The following is a 16,057-nucleotide window of genomic DNA, read 5'->3' as shown; positions in this document are numbered from 1 at the left end:
ACCGGCACACCCCTGGGAAACACCAGAACTTCCCACCTCACTGCCCTCAATCTCGAACTGGCCGCCTGATCGAAATTGAGCAACAGAGTCCTGAACGGAGGAGATCCGCAATGAGCGCGCCTGTCACCAAATACCCGGATTTGCGTCGGCCGGACCGCTTCACCCAGCACAGGCTCGGCTGGGTGCCATGGCTGGCACCGGTCGAAGAAGCAGAGCTCAGCGACGATCAGCGCGACGCGCTCATCGAACCAAGCCGCGCGAAGAACCCGTACTTCCGTCTGCTGGCCCGCGACCCCGACGCGCTTCGGGCGCGAACCCTGACCGACCTCGACATCTTCTTCAACACCACCGGCGGGATCGGACGCGCCGAACGCGAACTCGCCGCGACGACGACCTCCCGGCAAAACGGCTGTGTCTTCTGCGCCTCCGTGCACGCCGCCGCCGCGACCCGTGAGTCCGGCCGGACCGATGACGTCCAGCGACTGCTCGACGAAGGAACCGACGCCGACCTCGGCGACGAACGGTGGAACGCCGTCGCGGCAGCAGCGGCCGCGCTTGCCCGGACGCCGTCAGCGTTCGGCGCCGCCGAGATCGAGCGCCTCCGATCCGCCGGGTTCGATGACGCCGAGATCGTCGACGTGATCAACAGCGCGGCCTTCTTCAACTGGGCCAATCGACTGATGCTCTCGCTCGGCGAGCCCGAGGTTCCGCGCGCTGAAGAAAGGAGACTCCCGATGAGCATCCCGCGACTTCTCGATCACGTGGTGATCGCCGGGCCCGACCTGGCCGAACTGGTGGACTGGTTCACCGAACGTACCGGAGTCACCACCGCTCCCGGCGGTGTCCACCCGAGGGGAACGTCGAACGCGCTGGTCGCCCTCACCATCAGCGGCGTCCGGGGTCCGCAGTACATCGAGCTGATCGGTCCAAACCCTGACTCCGAGCTGATACCGGACACCTTCGGCATCGCCGCCCTCGACCGGCCACGGATCGTCACCTACGCGATCCACCCCGACGACATCGACGCAATCGTCGCCCAGGCCAGGGGAAACGGCCACGACCCCGGTGACGTGACCGATCTCTCCCGACGCACTCCGGACGGCGACCTCCTTGAGTGGCGGCTGGCGCGCGGTGACGGAGCTCGACCGGACGTACCATTCCTGATCGACTGGGGACGCACCGCACACCCCGGCCTAGCGGACATCCCGGCGCTCGAGTTGCTGTCCCTGCAGGGAATCCAACCCGATCCCGAGCCCACCCGCCGCGCAGTCGCCGCACTAGGCCTGGCCTCGGGTACGGCCGCCGACACAGTCGTCGGCTCGCCCGCCGGGTATCGACTCGACCTGCAACGCTCAGACGGCACGAATATCGTGCTCTGATCGGCCGTCTGGATCTTCCCGAGCGGCGGACTGGCTGCGGGGCGCGCAGCCGGGGTGACGAACTTTCGATCTGCGCGGGTTTGAAACCTGGGAACGATCCCTCCGCGGCGATCACCGAAGATCCACGCCAGCACGTGAGAAAGCCCGTTGACCTGAACTTGCGTGCTGATCAACGGGCTTTTCGCTCCGTCGGGATGGCGGGATTCGAACACACACCCCCTTGATCCCCAGGCGACCAGAGAAAACTGGGAAAACCCGGTGCCGCTCAGTGCCGCCCAGCGCAGTACAACGCACTTCAGGACACCGCGTTCCTCCCGAAATTCTCCCACCTCCGCTCCCACCGTCGATTACCGATGCCGGGCTCCAAGCGCTGGCCGTTCCACGGTGCGGTCTCGCTCCGTTCGACCGATGCTGCCGGCCTGATCGGTCATCCCAGGGCTCCGCCTGACGCTTCGATTACCAGGCGTAGGACTGCGGGGCTTCGTCGGGGCCGGGCCAGATGCGGTCGAGTTCGGCGAGGGTCTCGGCGTCGAGCTGGTCCGCGAATTCACGAGCCCGGTCCTGCGTGTTCGGGTCGGCGCGGCGTACCGTGAGTGCCCGCTTTCAACGCAGACCCGAGCCGCTTCCAACCCGGCCGGACCGCCACCGACCACGACGACCTGGTTGCGGTGCGCCGCCGCCGGCGCGGTGTGCGGGATCAACTGCTCGCGGCTGGTGGCCGGGTTGTGCAGGCACAGACCGTCGCGGCCGATGTAGATCCGGTTGATGCACGGGCCGCTGCCAATGCCGAGCTGCGGCTCACCGCAGCGGCCGCGACATGGCCGGTTCGACCACCGTGCGCAGGGAAAGTTCCGGGATCGCAATGACATCGGCGTGGTCAGCACTATGTCAGTTTTTGTACACCAGCGATCACGCAACTATCCGATCTGCACATTCAACACGGGACGCCGGGCCTCCTAACGTCGGAGTCGTTCCACACCTCACCGCCGTGAAGGAGCCACGCACATGACCGCATCCGTCCCCCCGAGCTGATCGGCGGTCCCGTCCTCCCGCAACGGCGCGAGCTGCGCACCGAGATCCCCGGACCGCGCTCGCGCGAGCTGGCCGGGCGCCGCGCGGCCACCATCTCCGCCGGGGTGTCCTCAGCGCTGCCGTTGTACACGGCGGCAGCCGACGGCGGCGTCCTGGTCGACGTCGACGGCAACTACTTCGTCGACCTCGGCTCGGGCATCGCCGTCACCACAGTCGGCAACTCCGCTCCGAAAGTGGTCGCCGAGGCCGCCGACCAACTGGCCCGGTTCACCCATACCTGCGCGATGATCACCCCGTACGAGGGTTACGTGCGCCTCGCCGAGGAGCTCGCCGCAATCACTCCAGGCGACCACGAAAAGCGCACCGCGCTGTTCAACACCGGCTCCGAGGCCGTCGAGAACGCGGTCAAGATCGCGCGCTACGCGACCGGTCGGACCGGTGTCGCGGTCGTGGATCACGCCTACCACGGGCGCACCGACGACCCGGCGCCGAATACGACCAGGATCGCGATCGACTGGGCGGCGATGCGCCGGAGTGTGCGGACGCTGTTCGCACAAAGCAGCCAGACGGACACGTCCGGCCAACACCGTCCAAGCGACGCGTCCGCCACGATCAGCGAGAACGAACAGAACGGTCCAAGCTCGCTGCCGGGGTCCAGGAGCTCCCGGGCCCCGGCAGCGCGTCCCGGCGCTCCTCGCCAAGGTCGCCGTCGCGGGGTTCAGTCGCCGGCGGTACGGATCACCTTGCGGTTCACGAACTCACCCATTCCGTACTCACCCAGCTCGCGCCCGATCCCGGACGCCTTCACCCCGCCGAACGGCAGGTCGGGACGGGTCTGCGCGGCCCCGTTGATCGAGACCATGCCGACGTCGAGCCGATCGGCGACGGCGAGTACCCGGTCCCGGTCGGCGCCGAAGATCGTGCTGCCGAGGCCGTAGATCGTATCGTTCGCTGCCTCGACGGCCTCGTCGACGGAGCCGACGCGGTGCACGACAGCGACCGGGCCGAAGACCTCCTCACGGTGGGCGCGGGCGTCGGCCGGGACGTCGACTAGGACGGTGGGTTCTACGAACGCCCCCGGCAGGTCGGCCCGTCGGCCGCCGACGAGCGCCTTGGCGCCGCGCTCGAGGGCGTCCTCGAGCTGCTCGGTCACCCGGACGGCGGCAGCCTCCGAGGAGAGCGGGCCGACGGTGACGTGCTCGTCGCGCGGATCCCCTAGCACGAGGCCCCGCACGCCCTCGACGAACCGCTCGATGAACTCGTCGTAGACGTCGGCGTGCACGATCAGACGCTTGGCCGCCGTGCAGGCCTGGCCTGCGTTACCCATCCGGCCCGCGACTGCCGCAGCCGCGGCGGCCGGGACGTCGGCGTCGTCGAGGACGATGAACGGGTCGGAGCCGCCGAGCTCCAGAACGAGTTTCTTCATCGCACGGCCGGTGAGCTCGCCGACCGCACGGCCGGCCCGCTCAGAGCCGGTCAGCGAGACGCCCTGCACCGCCGGGTCGGCGATCACATCGGCGACTTGCTCGTTGGTGGCGTAGAGATTCACGTAAGCACCCGACGGCACGCCCGCACGGTGCACGAGATCCTCGATCGCGGCCGCAGACTCCGGGCATGATGGTGCGTGCTTGAGCAGGATCGTGTTGCCCAGCACCAGATTCGGCGCAGCGAACCGCGCCACCTGGTAGTAGGGGTAGTTCCAGGGCATGATCCCGAGCAGGACGCCGATCGGCTCGGAGCGCACGAACGCGTCGCCGCGCCCGACCGAGAGCGGCCGGTCCGCGGCGAACGTGGGCCCGTGGTCGGCGTAGAAGTCGAAGATGTCGGCCACCAGGTCGATCTCACCGAGCATCTCCGCGGTCGGCTTGCCCATCTCGCGGGTCGCGATGGCCGCCAGCCGCTCGCGGTCGCCGCGGAAGAGCCCGGCGACGGTGCGCAGCCGCGCCGCCCGCTCCTCGATCGGGACCCGGCGCCAGGCCGCGAATTCGGTGGCGGCGGCGAGGACGCCTGCGGCGACCTGCTCTTCGGTGGCGACGGGGTACCGCGCGACGACGGTGTTGGTGGCCGGGTCGGTCACGGCGTAACCGGGTTCGGTCATGGGTGGTGTCGCTCCTCTGTCGTGATCGGACGGCGTCGGTGGTGTCAGAGGGCCAACAGTCCGGCGAGGTCGTCGCCGGACCGGATCCAGTCGAGCAGCGCAGGCTCGGCCCGGTCGGACTCCGCGGCGCGAGTCACTACCGACGGGGCGAACTCGCTGGGGCGGACGACGAGCACACCGTTGTCGTCGCCTAGCACGAGGTCCCCGCAGGAGATCGGCACTCCGCCCACCTTGACTGGCGCGCCGACGCCGTCGGTGCCGCTGCCCAGCCGCTTGGTGGTCAGAGAGGTGAACCCGCGTGCGAAGACCGGCAGCGCAGAGTCCGCGATGGTGAGTGCGTCGGTCACCGGCCCCTCAACGACGATGCCCGCAGCGTCGCGGCACTCGGCGACCGCGCGGGTGACCGTCCCGATAGGCGCGTGCCGACCCCCGACGACTTCGATGACGAGCACCGCACCTGCTGGCATGGCGAGCAGTGCGTGGTTGACCGCGACGGCGTCGGGAACGGCCAACCGCGCCGTGAACGCGACGCCGAGCATCCGTCGGCCGGGCACCAGCGACCGCAGGCCCGGGTCGCAGAACCCGTCCTCCAGGAAGTGCCCCAGGGTCGGGAACTCCACCGCCGCGAGCGCGGCCAGCAGTTCGGCGGTGCGCTCGGTGGCGAATGGGTCAGCCATCGCCGTGCTCCCCCGCGACGGCGATGCAGTCCAGCTCCAGCGCGACGCCCCACAACGTGACGCCGACGGTGGTACGGGCCGGGAGCGCCTCGCCGAACCACTCCCGGTACACCCGGTTGTAAGTGTCCAGGTGCCCGGGGTCGGTCAGGTAGCCGTTGACCTTGACGACCCGGTCGAGCCCACTGCCGACGCCTTCGAGGACCCGGCGGAGGTTCTCCAAGGTGGCGGCGAGCTGGGGCTCGAAGCTACCGGGGACGGTGCCGTCGGGTCCGGCCGGGATCTGGCCGGAGGTGAAGACGAACCCACCCGCCACGACCGCCGGGGAGAAGGGCCCGACCGGATCGGCCACGCCATCGACCGTCCGCAGGCGCCGGATCGCGGTCACCGGGACACCGCCGCGACATCGACGCCATCGAGGTCGCGAGTTCCCCGGCCGAGCAGGAAGACGCTGACCAGCGAGGCGAGCGCGGCAGCACCGATGTACCAGGCGATCGACGAGCTCTGCCCGGTCAGGTCGAGCAGGACCACGGTGACCGCCGGGGTGATCGCCGAGCCGAGGAGACCGGAGAGCATGTAGGACACCGAGAGGCCGGAGTAGCGCACCTTCGCCCCGAACAGCTCGGCGAGGAAGGTCGCGATCGGGCCGTAGTTGGCCGAGAACGCGAGCATCATCAGTGCGTAGGCGAGCAGCGTCGCGCTCCAGGAGCCGGTGTCGAGCAGCCAGAAGAAGGGGAAGCCGAGCACGACCTCGCCCGCGATGCCGGCCGCGATCACCGGGCGCCGCCCGACGCGGTCGGACAGCCGGCCGAACAACGGGAGCCCCACCAGCGCGACCAGGCAGGAGAGCAGGACCACCCACAGCATGAAGTCCTTGGAGTGGCCGAGTTCGGCGGTCCCGTAGCTGACGCCCGTGGCGACCATCAGGGTGAAGGTCGATCCGGTGGACAGGGTCGCGATCCCGCCGAGAACGACCTGCTTCCAGCTGTGCCGCATCAAGACCGCGAAGGGCAGCTTCGCTTCGGCGCCCCGGAGGCGCACCTGCTGGAAGCTGGGTGTCTCCTCGATGTTGAGCCGGATGTAGATGCCGACCGCGACCAGCAGGATCGAGGCGAGGAACGGCACCCGCCACCCCCAGGCGAGCAGCATCTCCGGTGACACCGCCGCAGTCACGATCAGGAAGGCACCGTTGGCCAGCAGAGTGCCGGCGGGTACGCCGACCTGCACCAGCGAGCCGAACCACCCGCGCCGCCGTTCCGGGGCGTGCTCGACGGTCATCAGGACCGCGCCGCCCCACTCGCCGCCGAGCGCGAGTCCCTGCACGATGCGCAGGGCCAGCAGCAGGAACGGGGCGGCGAGACCGATCGTCGCGAAGCCCGGGATCAGGCCGATGCCCAGCGTCGCGACCCCCATCGTGATCAGCGAGACGAGCAGCATCGACTTCCGCCCGGCACGGTCGCCGAAGTGCCCGAACAGGACGGCGCCGACGATTCGCGCGAGGTAGGCCGCGGCGAACGTGAGGAACGCCAGCACGGTCCCGATCGCGGGCGGCAGATCCGGGAAGAAGACCTTGTTGAACACCAGCGCGGACGCTGTGCCGAAGACGAAGAGGTCGTACCACTCCACCGTGGTCCCGATCACGCTGGCGGTGGCGATCCGCCGCATCTTCGTCCGGTCGAGACGACCGCCCTCGGGCGCGTCGCCGGTCGATTCCTCTGTTGCCGACCGAGTCATGAGAACCTCCGTGGGTCAGCCCTGTGAAATGGTTCGCTCACTCTGGTTCGGCGCCTTGAACTGCACAATTGCCGGGCACACAAGAGACGTCGACCGATTCTGGGCATCTGCACACCGCTGGCGGTCAGGCTGCCGGACCCCGCGTCCCGGGGTCGGTGAGCAGGTGCAGCACGGCCGGCCCGGGTGTGTCGAGCGCCTTCTGCAGTGCCACCTCGAACTCGGAGCTGTCGGTGACGGTGGCTCCGAACGCCCCGTAGGCCCGGGCCAGCGCGGCGAAGTCCGGATTGGACAGTCCGGTACCGCTCGGGCGGCCCGGGTAGTGGGCCTCCTGGTGCGCCCGGATCGTCGCGTAGCAACCGTTGTCGACGATCAGCACCAGTACCGGCAGCCGCCGCTCGACCGCGGCGGCGAGCTCCTGGCCGTTCATCAGGAAGCAACCGTCACCGGCGACCGACAGGACCCGCCGACCGGGCTGGACCAGCGCGGCCGCCACAGCGGCGGGGATACCGAAGCCCATCGCACCGTTGCGCGGCGCGAGCAGGGAGCCGGGCCGGTGCGCGGGCAGATAACGCTGTGGCCAGATCGCGTGATTGCCCGCACCGAAGGTGACGACCGGGTCGGTTTCCAGCGCGCGGCGCAGCATCCCGAACGCGACCCCGAGATCGACGCCGCGGTCGCCGTCCGGTGCGGGCCGCGACCAACTGCGGTGCGCCTCGTGCGCCGCGCGCATCGGCGCCGGATCGGCATCCGGGCGGACGAGCGCGGCCCGGGCGGCGGCCACGAACGCTGCCGGGGTCGCGAGCACGGTCGCGTCCAGCCGGCCGTGATGCCCGTGCGCCATCGGGTCCGGCCCGACGTACACCGACGCCACGTCCACGCCGAGAGCGTACGAGTCGGTGGGAACGTCGCTGCGCGGACAGCCCAACCAGATCTGCAAGTCGCTGTCGCGCATCACCGCTGCCGCCGACGGGGAACGGCCATATCCGAGCGAGCCGGCGTAACAAGGGCTGTCGTGATCGATCGCGTCGTAGGCGCGGAAGTCGGTGAGCACCGGCAGCGCGGCGGCCTCGGCCCACTCGGCGAGGTCCCGGGCCGACTGCTCGGTCCAGCCCTCTCCCCCGGCGACGACGACCGGCGCGCTCGCCTCCCGCAGTAACGCGGCGACCGTGTCGAGGTCGGCGGGCGACGGCACCGGCCGGGCCGGAGCCCGCGGCGGGAGGGTGACCCCGTCGGTCGGTTCGGTCAGCGTCGTCTCCGGCAGCCCGACGACGACCGGTCCCGGCCGCCCGGACGCCGCGACCTGCATCGCCTCGGCGACGATCCCAGCCGCCGACGCCGGGTCGTCGAGCACCAGCACCCGTTTGGCGGTGCTGCCGAACCAGGCGTTCGGGTCGAACTCCTGGAAGGACTCGCGGTAGCGCTGGTCAGCCGGGATCAGGCCGACGAACAGCACCAGCGGCGTCGCGTCCTGCCAGGCGGTGTGCACGGCGATCGCGGCGTTGGCCGCACCCGGCCCGCGGGTCACCATCGCCACGCCGGGCCGGCCGGTGAGCCGTCCCTCGGCCACGGCCATGAAGCCGGCCCCGCCCTCGTGCCGGCAGACCACCGTGTCGATCGGCGAGTCGTACAGGCCGTCGAGAACGTCGAGGTAACTCTCCCCCGGTACGCAGTAGACGCGCTCGACTCCCGAACGCTCGAGCTGGCGGACGACCAAGTGCCCGGCGCTGCAAGGGCCGCTCTGCGGGTTCGACACGACTTCCTCCCCTGTGGATGTGGCAGGCCCACAGCACAGCAGCCGTCGGGGAGGTGGAGAAGCGGCGTACGCCACGTAAACCGGCGCCATCGTTGTGCAGATTTCCAACACATGGCGCCGGTGTCACGGCTTGTGCAGATGCCTACCGCAACCGGGTCAAGTCGGTGCACTGTGCAGTTACATGACACCGATCTCGTCTGAATGCTGTGCGCACTGCATCACTACCCCCGGCCCGAGGAGTATCGATGAGCGAGAGATCCGGCCCTGCCGGGGCCGCGACGGTGACGGACGCCGAAGCCAGGAAGGTGGCCTTCGGAGCGTTCGTGGGCACCGCGCTGGAGTGGTACGACTTCTTCCTATACGGCACCGCCACTTCGTTGGTGTTCAATCGGCTCTATTTCGCCACCGACAACGCACTGGTCGCCACCCTGGCGGCGTTCGCGTCGTTCGCGGTCGGTTTCGCCGCCCGCCCGCTCGGCGCGGTCGTCTTCGGTCATCTCGGTGACCGGGTCGGGCGCAAGCGGTGTCTGATCATCACCGTGACGATGATCGGGATGGTCACCGCGCTGATCGGCCTGCTGCCGGACTACACCGCGATCGGCGTTGCCGCGCCGATCCTGCTGACGCTGTTCCGGCTGCTGCAGGGTGTCGCCGTCGGCGGCGAGTGGGGCGGGGCGGTCACTCTCGCCGTCGAGCACGCCCCGCCAGAACGCCGCGGCCGCTACGCCGCGATGCCGCAGATCGGTTCCCCGGTCGGCACCCTGCTGTCCTCCGGCGCGTTTCTGGCGGTGTCGACGCTGCCGCCGGGGTCGTTCGACTCGTGGGGCTGGCGGCTGCCGTTCCTCGCCGCATTCCCGCTGCTCGGTATCGCGGTGTGGCTTCGCCGCCGCGTCGAGGAGTCCCCGCTCTTCGAGAAGCTCCTCGAAGAGGACGAGCGCGCCTCGTCCCCGGTCCGTGAGGTCTTCGCCACCGCGTGGCCGCAGATGCTCGTCGGCGCCGGCACCGCGCTGCTCGGCGTCGGCGGCTTTTACCTGATCACGACGTTCGTGATCAGCTACGGCACCACCACGCTCGGCATGCCGCGCTGGCTGCTGCTCACCGCGACGCTGGTCGCCGCCGCGGTGGAGATCCTCGTCCTGATCCTGGGCGGCCGGCTGGCCGAGCACTACGGCCCCGCCCGGGTCACCGTCACCGGAGCGATCGGCTCGGCATTGGTGGCGTTCCCCGCTTTCTTGCTGATCGACACCACCGCGGCAGTCGCAGTCGTCACGGGCGTGACCCTGGTGACCGCACTACTCTCGATCCCGTATGCCGTCTCGGGTGCGCTGCTCACCGAGTTGTTCCCGCCGCATCTCCGCTACAGCGGGGTCGCTCTCTCGGCGAACATCGCCGGCGTCGCCAGTGGTTTCGTGCCGCTGGCGGCGACTGCGCTGCTCGCGCTGGGCGGCGGCAGCTCGGTGCTGCCGACCCTGTTGCTGGTCGGGATCTCCCTGGTCACCTGCGGGTGCGGGCTCGCCGCACCGCGGCTGTTCGCAGGCCGGGACAAGGTGACGACTGCGGAGCAGACTGCCACGAGGTGAGCCGCCGTGCGAGGGGCCGAGGACGGGCGAGGCCGTCCCCGGCCCCTTTGCCCGTCCGCGAAACGGTCAGTGGCAGCCCGAAGACGGCACTGCCGAGCAGGCGAGCGCGAGCAGGACCACCGTCGCCTGGTCCGGGACGGTCATGTCGCGGCCGGTGAGCTCGGTGACGCGGCGCAGCCGGTTGAGCACGGTGTTGCGGTGACACCAGAGCTCCTGCGCCACGTCGGTGATCGATCCGGTACGGGCCCATGCCCGGAGAGTCTCCAGCAGGCGCTCACGCTCGGCGGACTGCAGCGAGAGCAGGCCACCGAGCACCGAGGCCACCAACTCCTGCCCGATCCCCCTAGTCCTGGAGAGCGCGGCCGCAGCGACCGGGAGCCAGGCGTCGTACGGATCGACCGGCCCCGTCAGGTCCGGTAGCGCATCCACCGCCCGTAGCGCGGTCCGCGCGCTCGCCGGGACGTTCGACACCCCGTGCGACGGCGGTCCGAGCACGCACGGCACCGCGTCCAGCAGCCCACCGAGACCGGAGCGCAGCGCGCGGATCCCGGCAGGCCCGTCCTCCGGTGGCGCCCCCGTCCACTGGGCCAGCAGCACCGCATGCCGGGCCAGTGCCTGGACGTGGACCGGGCGCCCCTGCGCGGCAAGGGCATCCGCGACCCGGCGCAACTTCGCTCCGGCGAAGGCCGGGGCGACCACCACCAGCAATTCGTCGTCGACGTCGACGGCGAGCGCCCGTGTCACTCGGGCGACATCGTCCGGGCTGGGGTCCGGGAGCGCATCGTCAGGCCCGTCGACCTGCCCGAGCAACGCCGCGACCAGCATCGACCGCTCGCCCTGGCGTTCCCGGGCGATCAGTGCGCCTTCGTCCTGGTAGGCGACCTGGACCTGCAGCGCGTGCTCCTCCACCGCCGCCCACACCCGGTCGACCCGCTCGACCAGCAGCGGCCCGTCGGCAGGGCCTGCTTGGTCGCGCAGGGCGTCCCAGACGATCCGAAAGTTCAGCCGGACCGCGGTGAGCAGGTCGTTGAGCGGGACACCGCGGTGCGCCCGGTCCTGGCCGATCTCGGTCCCGATCCCGGCCAGCCGGGCCGGCACCGGGGTGCCGCTGATCCGGCGCAGCAGATAATCGAACGTGCGGGTCGCGTCCTCCTCCATCCGCTCGGTCGGAACGAGACCGCGCGCGTACGGCGGCACTAGACGAACGCGGTCCAGGAACGCCTGGGACAAAGCGTCGCAATCCCCACGCAGCCGGGTGACCAGTGCCTCCCAGCGTGCGTCCGAAAACGCCCCGGCGACCGGGCTCTCGTCGCCCCGGCCCTCAGTGCTGTGCATGTGCACATATTACGCGGACGGCAGGGGCCTCCGTCGGGGTCGGACCATGCGGGCGCCATGCGGGTGTTTCAGTCCTCGATCGGCTCCACACCACACCACTCGGCGACGAACAGCGCGATGGCGGTCGTGATCCGCCGGACCGACTCGACATCCACCCGCTCGTCGATGCCGTGGATCGCCTCCGAGACCGGGCCGTACACCAGGCACGGCATGTTCCCATAGAGGGTGAACACACGGCCGTCCAGGTAGCCGGGAGTGGTGAACGACTCCAGTTCGCTGCCGAACACCCGCTCGTGTGAGCGGGCCAGCACGGTCTCGGCGTCGGATCCCTCCTCCAGCACGTAGCCCTGGGCGAAGAAGCCGGACAGGGTGGTGACGACAGCGTCCGGCAGGTCGATCGCCGCGGCCGACTTGGCCAGGGTCTCCTGGATCTCCGCCCACGCGTCAGCGGCCGGGATCCCCGGGTAGAGCGCCGCACGGACGGTGAACGTGCACTGCGCCGGGACGCTGGAGGGCCAGTCTCCGCCGCTGATCACGCCGAAGTTGAAATTGATCGGGTGCTCGGTACCGGAGAAGTACCGGTGCTCGTCCTTGCGCCGGTTCCACTCGGCCTCGAGCCCGCGCAGGTCGTTCATCACCGCATAGGCAGCGTCGATGGCGTTCTGCCCGCTGCTCATCACCCGCAGGTGGCTCGGGACGCCGCGGACCGTCACGTCGAACCACAGCACGCCGACGTTGGCCCGGACAAGTTTGTCGTCCTCCGGCTCGGGAATCACGCAGGCGTCGGCCGTGTAGCCGCGCAGCAGCGCGGCCAGCGAGCCGTTCCCGGTGCACTCCTCCTCGACGACCGACTGGACGTGGATCCGCCCGGTCGGCCGCAGCCCGGCGGCGGTGAGCGCGCCGAGCGCGAACACGTTCGCGCCGATGCCGGCCTTCATGTCGGCGCTTCCCCGGCCGTACATCCAGCCGTCGACGACGCTCGCGTCCCACGGGGACCGGCTCCAGTACTCATCCGGTCCGGTCGGGACGACGTCGACGTGCCCATTGAGAATCAGCGACCGACCCCGTTCGACCTGCGGGTTCCAGGTGCCGACGACGTTCTCCAGCGCGGCCGGGTCGACCGTCGTCGGGCCGTACCCCTCGTGCGCCCGCAACTCCGGCGAGTCGATGGCCCAGCGGTCGATCTCCAGACCCGCCTCGGACAGCGCGCCCTGGATCAGGTCCTGCGCATCGGCCTCACCGGTCCGCAGGCTCGGGCGGCGGACCAGCTCAGCGGTCCAGGCGAGCTGCTCGTCGAAGCGCTCGTTCACCGCCGCGGTGATGCGCTCGGCGATCTCGGGGTCGAGCATGCGGATCATCCTCCGTCTCGTTCGGGACCAAGTCGCGCGCGGTCTGGCGACGAGCTGCGCGAACGGTGTCCACGGTCACGCCGCGACAGGTCCGTAACAAGAGAAGGCCACACAGCCTTGCCACCACACCGGTGTGCAGATCCACAATCCCGACCCCGGGACGGCCCATCTGTCACTTCCGCTGCATCCGGCCCGCGTGGCGCCGTGGTGGTCATCCGCCAGCACTGGTCCCCTCGCAGGCTTGGTGACTAGTGTTCAGTGCACCACTTGTCGATCTTGTCCGAGGGATGGTTTTCGGTGCGAGGACTGAGGGTTTCGGGGTGGGAGCATGATCGGATCTGCCGGTTTTTGGAGCGGCGCTACGGGGTTCGTCAGATCGCGCGATTGCTTAACCGGGATCATTCGGTGGTCTCGCGTGAGATCAGACGCAATTCTGGGCCGCATGGGTACTTTCCGATCGAGGCTCAACAGCGTGCGGATGCACGTCGCGGGCGGCCTCGCCCGAGGAAGCTGGAGAGGTGTCGCGACAGGCATTGACGTTCCCCGCATAGCTGTAGCGGGACAGGTAACCGTGTCCCGACACCGAGCACCCGCCAGACACGCCATGGGGGCCGTTCGGGCATACGTCGGGACACCCGTAGCACTTGTCCCGACCCTGCACCAGTCGACCTTTTCGCAGTTCACAAAGCAAATCCGCCTGTCCCGTTAAGGCGTGTCCCAGGTGGATAACCTGCGGGACAGGCGGGACAGCAAAAAACGCCTCTGCCTCAGCCGATTTCGGGAAGCAGAAGGCGGGTGAATAGTGTGCAACTCCCCCTCAGACACGTGCGCTAACCACACGAGGTGAGATCGTAGCTTCAACGATCCGCTCGTGTGGTTTGTAATTTAGATGATCGTGTCAGGCCAGTTCGCGGCCTTCCTTGTCAACGCGTTGATCATCAACGTCTGGGGTGAGCACGCGTCGGTGTGGCGCTACATGCTGGTGATGGCCGTACTCCCCGCGATCGCACTGCTCATCGGCATGCTGCGCCTGCCGGAAAGCCCACGCTGGCTCGCCTCCCAGGGACGCGACGCCGATGCGCTGGCGGTGCTCAAGGAGGTTCGGTCCCCGCAGCGCGCAGAGGCCGAGATGGCCGAGGTCCGCGCACTGGCGGAGGAAGAACAGCAATCGCAGACCAGGGGCTGGTTCGACCTCGCGGTCCCGTGGATCCGGCGGCTGGTGATCATCGGTGCCGTCCTCGGCGTCTTCCAACAACTCACCGGCATCAACTCGATCATGTACTACGGGACCCAGCTGCTGCAGACCGCCGGTTTCTCCAGCAACGGCGCGATCATCCAACACCGCCAACGGCTTGTTCAGCGTGATCGGCGTCAGCATCGGCATCCTGCTGATCAACAAGATCGACCGCCGAACCATGCTGATCGGCGGCTTCGCACTGATCACCACGTTCCACGTCCTGGTCGGCGCGTCTGCGATGTTCCTGCCCGACACCGCAGCCAAGCCGTACATCATCCTGGTCTTCGTCGTGGCGTTCGTGTTCTCGATGCAGGGCACCCTCGGGCCGCTGGTCTGGCTCATGCTCTCCGAGATCTTCCCGCTCAAGATCCGCAGCTTCGCCATGGGCGTGTGCGTCTTCATGCTGTGGATGGCCAACGCCGGTGTCACCTTCGGCTTCCCCCGACAGTTGCCGCGCTGGGCATCGCCCCGACGTTCTTCGTCTTCGCCGGAATCGGCGTGCTGGACATCGTCTTCGTCGCCACCCAGGTCCCCGAGACCCGCGGCAAGACCCTCGAGGAATTCGAAGACGAGATCCGCGCCCGAGACCCGTGATCATCACCTCGGGAAGACCGGCCCCATGTCCGTCGTAGTCGCCGTCCCGGACCACCCGGAAGGTCGAGCCGCGCTCCACACCGCCATCACCGAGACCAAACAGCTGAACACCGACCTCGTCATCATCGCCCCCGCCTTGACCGCACCCTGTGGGGTTCCACAAGTCGGTTCGGCCGTGATCCTGGTCATCGGCGTGCTCGGCTACCTCCTCGACAGCGCCGCACGAGGCGCACTCGTCCGCGGCGATGACTCCAACGGCAAGACGTCGCCGATAGCTGCCGGCCGGTTCGGCGAGGCAGGACCTTCCTGCAACCAGAATTGCGATGTACATTGTCGCAACCGCGCTTGCAGCGCGCTCCGCCTCGCACCCGGGAGCAGGGTTCGTGTCCACAGCACAGCACGACGAGATCTTCGGCAACGCCGACGCCCAGTGGCTGAGTGACGTCTTGCCCGACGTGCCGCTTTCCAAGGCGCAGTCACGGGTGGTCGACGTGATCGCCCGCAACCCGCAACTGGCGTCCTACGCGGACATCGCCGAGATCGCGCAGCGGGCCGACGTCAACAACTCCACCGTGGTCCGCGCCGCCCAGACGCTGGGCTACCGGGGCTGGCCGGACCTGCAGCGCGAGCTGCGCGCCCGCTACCTGGTGCTGATCTCCTCCGAGGACACGCTCGTCGAGCACGGTGAGCACCGCAGCCCGCTGCACGACGCCCTGACGCACGACATCGACAACCTGCGTCAGACGCTGGACACCAACACCGCCGCCGACGCGGAGGCCGCCATCGCGGCGCTGGCCGCGGCGAAGTCGATCCTCGTGGTCGGCGTCGGCTCCTTCGCCGGGCCGGCCAGCGTCATGGCCCACCTGGGTTCCACCATGGGCTACCCGATCTCCCTGGAGAACCGGGCCGGGGTGCACCTGGCCACCGCCATCAACAGCCTTGGACCGGGCGACGTCCTGGTGGTCATCAACATGTGGCGGTCCATGAAGCAGCTCATCGCCACCACCGAGGCGGCCCGCGCCGCCGGCGCGACGATCATCGCGATCACCGACATGCGCCGAGGCCGGCTGGCCACGACCGTGGCCGACCACCTGCTGATCGTGCCGTCGGAAGGCATCTCCTTCTTCCAGTCCGTCACCGCGGCGACCTCGGTCGTCTACGGGCTGCTCGCCGGGATGCAAGCGGCCCAACCGGAGCGCAGCCGCGCCGCGATCCGCCGCACCCAGCAGCTGTGGAAGGACCTGGACATCTACCTCGACTAGGACGAATCGGAACGTCCTCCGCGAAACGGA

General features: G+C 69.3%; 11 protein-coding genes and 3 pseudogenes. 7 read left to right on the top strand and 7 right to left on the bottom strand.

The window, feature by feature from the left end; all coding sequences use genetic code 11:
- Window positions 1–110 precede the first annotated feature (110 nt).
- Both AC07FN_RS41240 and AC07FN_RS41235 read left to right on the top strand, forming a co-directional pair.
- Window positions 111–1,379: an alkylhydroperoxidase domain protein gene (locus tag AC07FN_RS41240; RefSeq protein WP_478400567.1), complete on the top strand. Its 1,269-nt coding sequence runs from the start codon at window positions 111–113 to the stop codon at window positions 1,377–1,379.
- A gap of 1,028 nt (window positions 1,380–2,407) precedes the next feature.
- Window positions 2,408–2,890: pseudogene (locus tag AC07FN_RS41235) on the top strand (aminotransferase class III-fold pyridoxal phosphate-dependent enzyme); the annotation flags it as partial.
- Window positions 2,891–3,129: 239 nt separating this feature from the next.
- Here AC07FN_RS41235 and AC07FN_RS41230 read toward each other — a convergent pair.
- From AC07FN_RS41230 to AC07FN_RS41210, 5 genes are all read right to left on the bottom strand, one after another.
- On the bottom strand, window positions 3,130–4,509 hold the full coding sequence (locus AC07FN_RS41230) for an NAD-dependent succinate-semialdehyde dehydrogenase (RefSeq protein ID WP_478400566.1): 1,380 nt from the start codon (window positions 4,507–4,509) through the stop codon (window positions 3,130–3,132).
- A 44-nt stretch (window positions 4,510–4,553) separates the two neighbouring features.
- On the bottom strand, window positions 4,554–5,186 hold the full coding sequence (locus AC07FN_RS41225) for an RraA family protein (protein ID WP_478400565.1): 633 nt from the start codon (window positions 5,184–5,186) through the stop codon (window positions 4,554–4,556).
- On the bottom strand, window positions 5,179–5,571 hold the full coding sequence (locus AC07FN_RS41220; RefSeq protein ID WP_478400564.1) for a RidA family protein: 393 nt from the start codon (window positions 5,569–5,571) through the stop codon (window positions 5,179–5,181). The genes AC07FN_RS41225 and AC07FN_RS41220 overlap by 8 nt, the downstream gene beginning before the upstream one ends.
- Complete coding sequence (locus tag AC07FN_RS41215; protein WP_478400563.1) at window positions 5,568–6,917, bottom strand: MFS transporter; 1,350 nt, start codon at window positions 6,915–6,917, stop codon at window positions 5,568–5,570. The genes AC07FN_RS41220 and AC07FN_RS41215 overlap by 4 nt, the downstream gene beginning before the upstream one ends.
- Window positions 6,918–7,041: 124 nt before the next feature.
- A complete protein-coding gene (locus tag AC07FN_RS41210) occupies window positions 7,042–8,670 on the bottom strand; it encodes a thiamine pyrophosphate-dependent enzyme (RefSeq protein ID WP_478400562.1) in 1,629 nt (542 codons plus the stop codon).
- Window positions 8,671–8,915: 245 nt separating this feature from the next.
- On the opposite strand from AC07FN_RS41210, the gene AC07FN_RS41205 reads away from it, so the two are divergent.
- Entirely contained in the window at window positions 8,916–10,250 is a 1,335-nt protein-coding gene (locus AC07FN_RS41205; RefSeq protein ID WP_478400561.1) for an MFS transporter, read from the top strand.
- A 66-nt stretch (window positions 10,251–10,316) separates the two neighbouring features.
- Here AC07FN_RS41205 and AC07FN_RS41200 read toward each other — a convergent pair whose 3' ends face one another.
- Together AC07FN_RS41200 and AC07FN_RS41195 are read right to left on the bottom strand one after the other, a co-directional pair.
- A complete protein-coding gene (locus AC07FN_RS41200; RefSeq protein WP_478400560.1) occupies window positions 10,317–11,585 on the bottom strand; it encodes a PucR family transcriptional regulator in 1,269 nt (422 codons plus the stop codon).
- A 68-nt stretch (window positions 11,586–11,653) separates the two neighbouring features.
- Window positions 11,654–12,934 (bottom strand): ArgE/DapE family deacylase, encoded by a 1,281-nt coding sequence (locus AC07FN_RS41195; protein ID WP_478400559.1) that lies wholly within the window; start codon window positions 12,932–12,934, stop codon window positions 11,654–11,656.
- A 258-nt stretch (window positions 12,935–13,192) separates the two neighbouring features.
- On the opposite strand from AC07FN_RS41195, the gene AC07FN_RS41190 reads away from it, so the two are divergent.
- The 4 genes and pseudogenes from AC07FN_RS41190 to AC07FN_RS41175 all read left to right on the top strand — a co-directional run bounded on the left by AC07FN_RS41190 (window position 13,193) and on the right by AC07FN_RS41175 (window position 16,027).
- Entirely contained in the window at window positions 13,193–13,471 is a 279-nt protein-coding gene (locus AC07FN_RS41190; RefSeq protein ID WP_478400558.1) for a helix-turn-helix domain-containing protein, read from the top strand.
- 352 nt (window positions 13,472–13,823) lie between these two features.
- A pseudogene (locus AC07FN_RS41185) lies at window positions 13,824–14,246 on the top strand (MFS transporter); the annotation flags it as partial.
- Window positions 14,164–14,765 (top strand): annotated as a pseudogene (locus AC07FN_RS41180) (MFS transporter). The pseudogenes AC07FN_RS41185 and AC07FN_RS41180, both read left to right, overlap by 83 nt.
- A gap of 383 nt (window positions 14,766–15,148) precedes the next feature.
- Window positions 15,149–16,027: a MurR/RpiR family transcriptional regulator gene (locus AC07FN_RS41175; RefSeq protein WP_478400557.1), complete on the top strand. Its 879-nt coding sequence runs from the start codon at window positions 15,149–15,151 to the stop codon at window positions 16,025–16,027.
- The last annotated feature ends 30 nt before the right edge of the window (window positions 16,028–16,057 follow it).

This window comes from Saccharopolyspora sp. NPDC045941 (assembly GCF_056431445.1).
This window is presented reverse-complemented; position numbering and strand designations above follow the sequence as displayed.

Coding starts and splice junctions, on each gene's coding strand:
- AC07FN_RS41240 (WP_478400567.1), top strand. CDS start 111: ATGAGCGCGCCTGTCACCAAATACCCGGATTTGCGTCGGCCGGACCGC.
- AC07FN_RS41225 (WP_478400565.1), bottom strand. CDS start 5,186: ATGGCTGACCCATTCGCCACCGAGCGCACCGCCGAACTGCTGGCCGCG.
- AC07FN_RS41200 (WP_478400560.1), bottom strand. CDS start 11,585: ATGCACAGCACTGAGGGCCGGGGCGACGAGAGCCCGGTCGCCGGGGCG.
- AC07FN_RS41230 (WP_478400566.1), bottom strand. CDS start 4,509: ATGACCGAACCCGGTTACGCCGTGACCGACCCGGCCACCAACACCGTC.
- AC07FN_RS41215 (WP_478400563.1), bottom strand. CDS start 6,917: ATGACTCGGTCGGCAACAGAGGAATCGACCGGCGACGCGCCCGAGGGC.
- AC07FN_RS41195 (WP_478400559.1), bottom strand. CDS start 12,934: ATGCTCGACCCCGAGATCGCCGAGCGCATCACCGCGGCGGTGAACGAG.
- AC07FN_RS41205 (WP_478400561.1), top strand. CDS start 8,916: ATGAGCGAGAGATCCGGCCCTGCCGGGGCCGCGACGGTGACGGACGCC.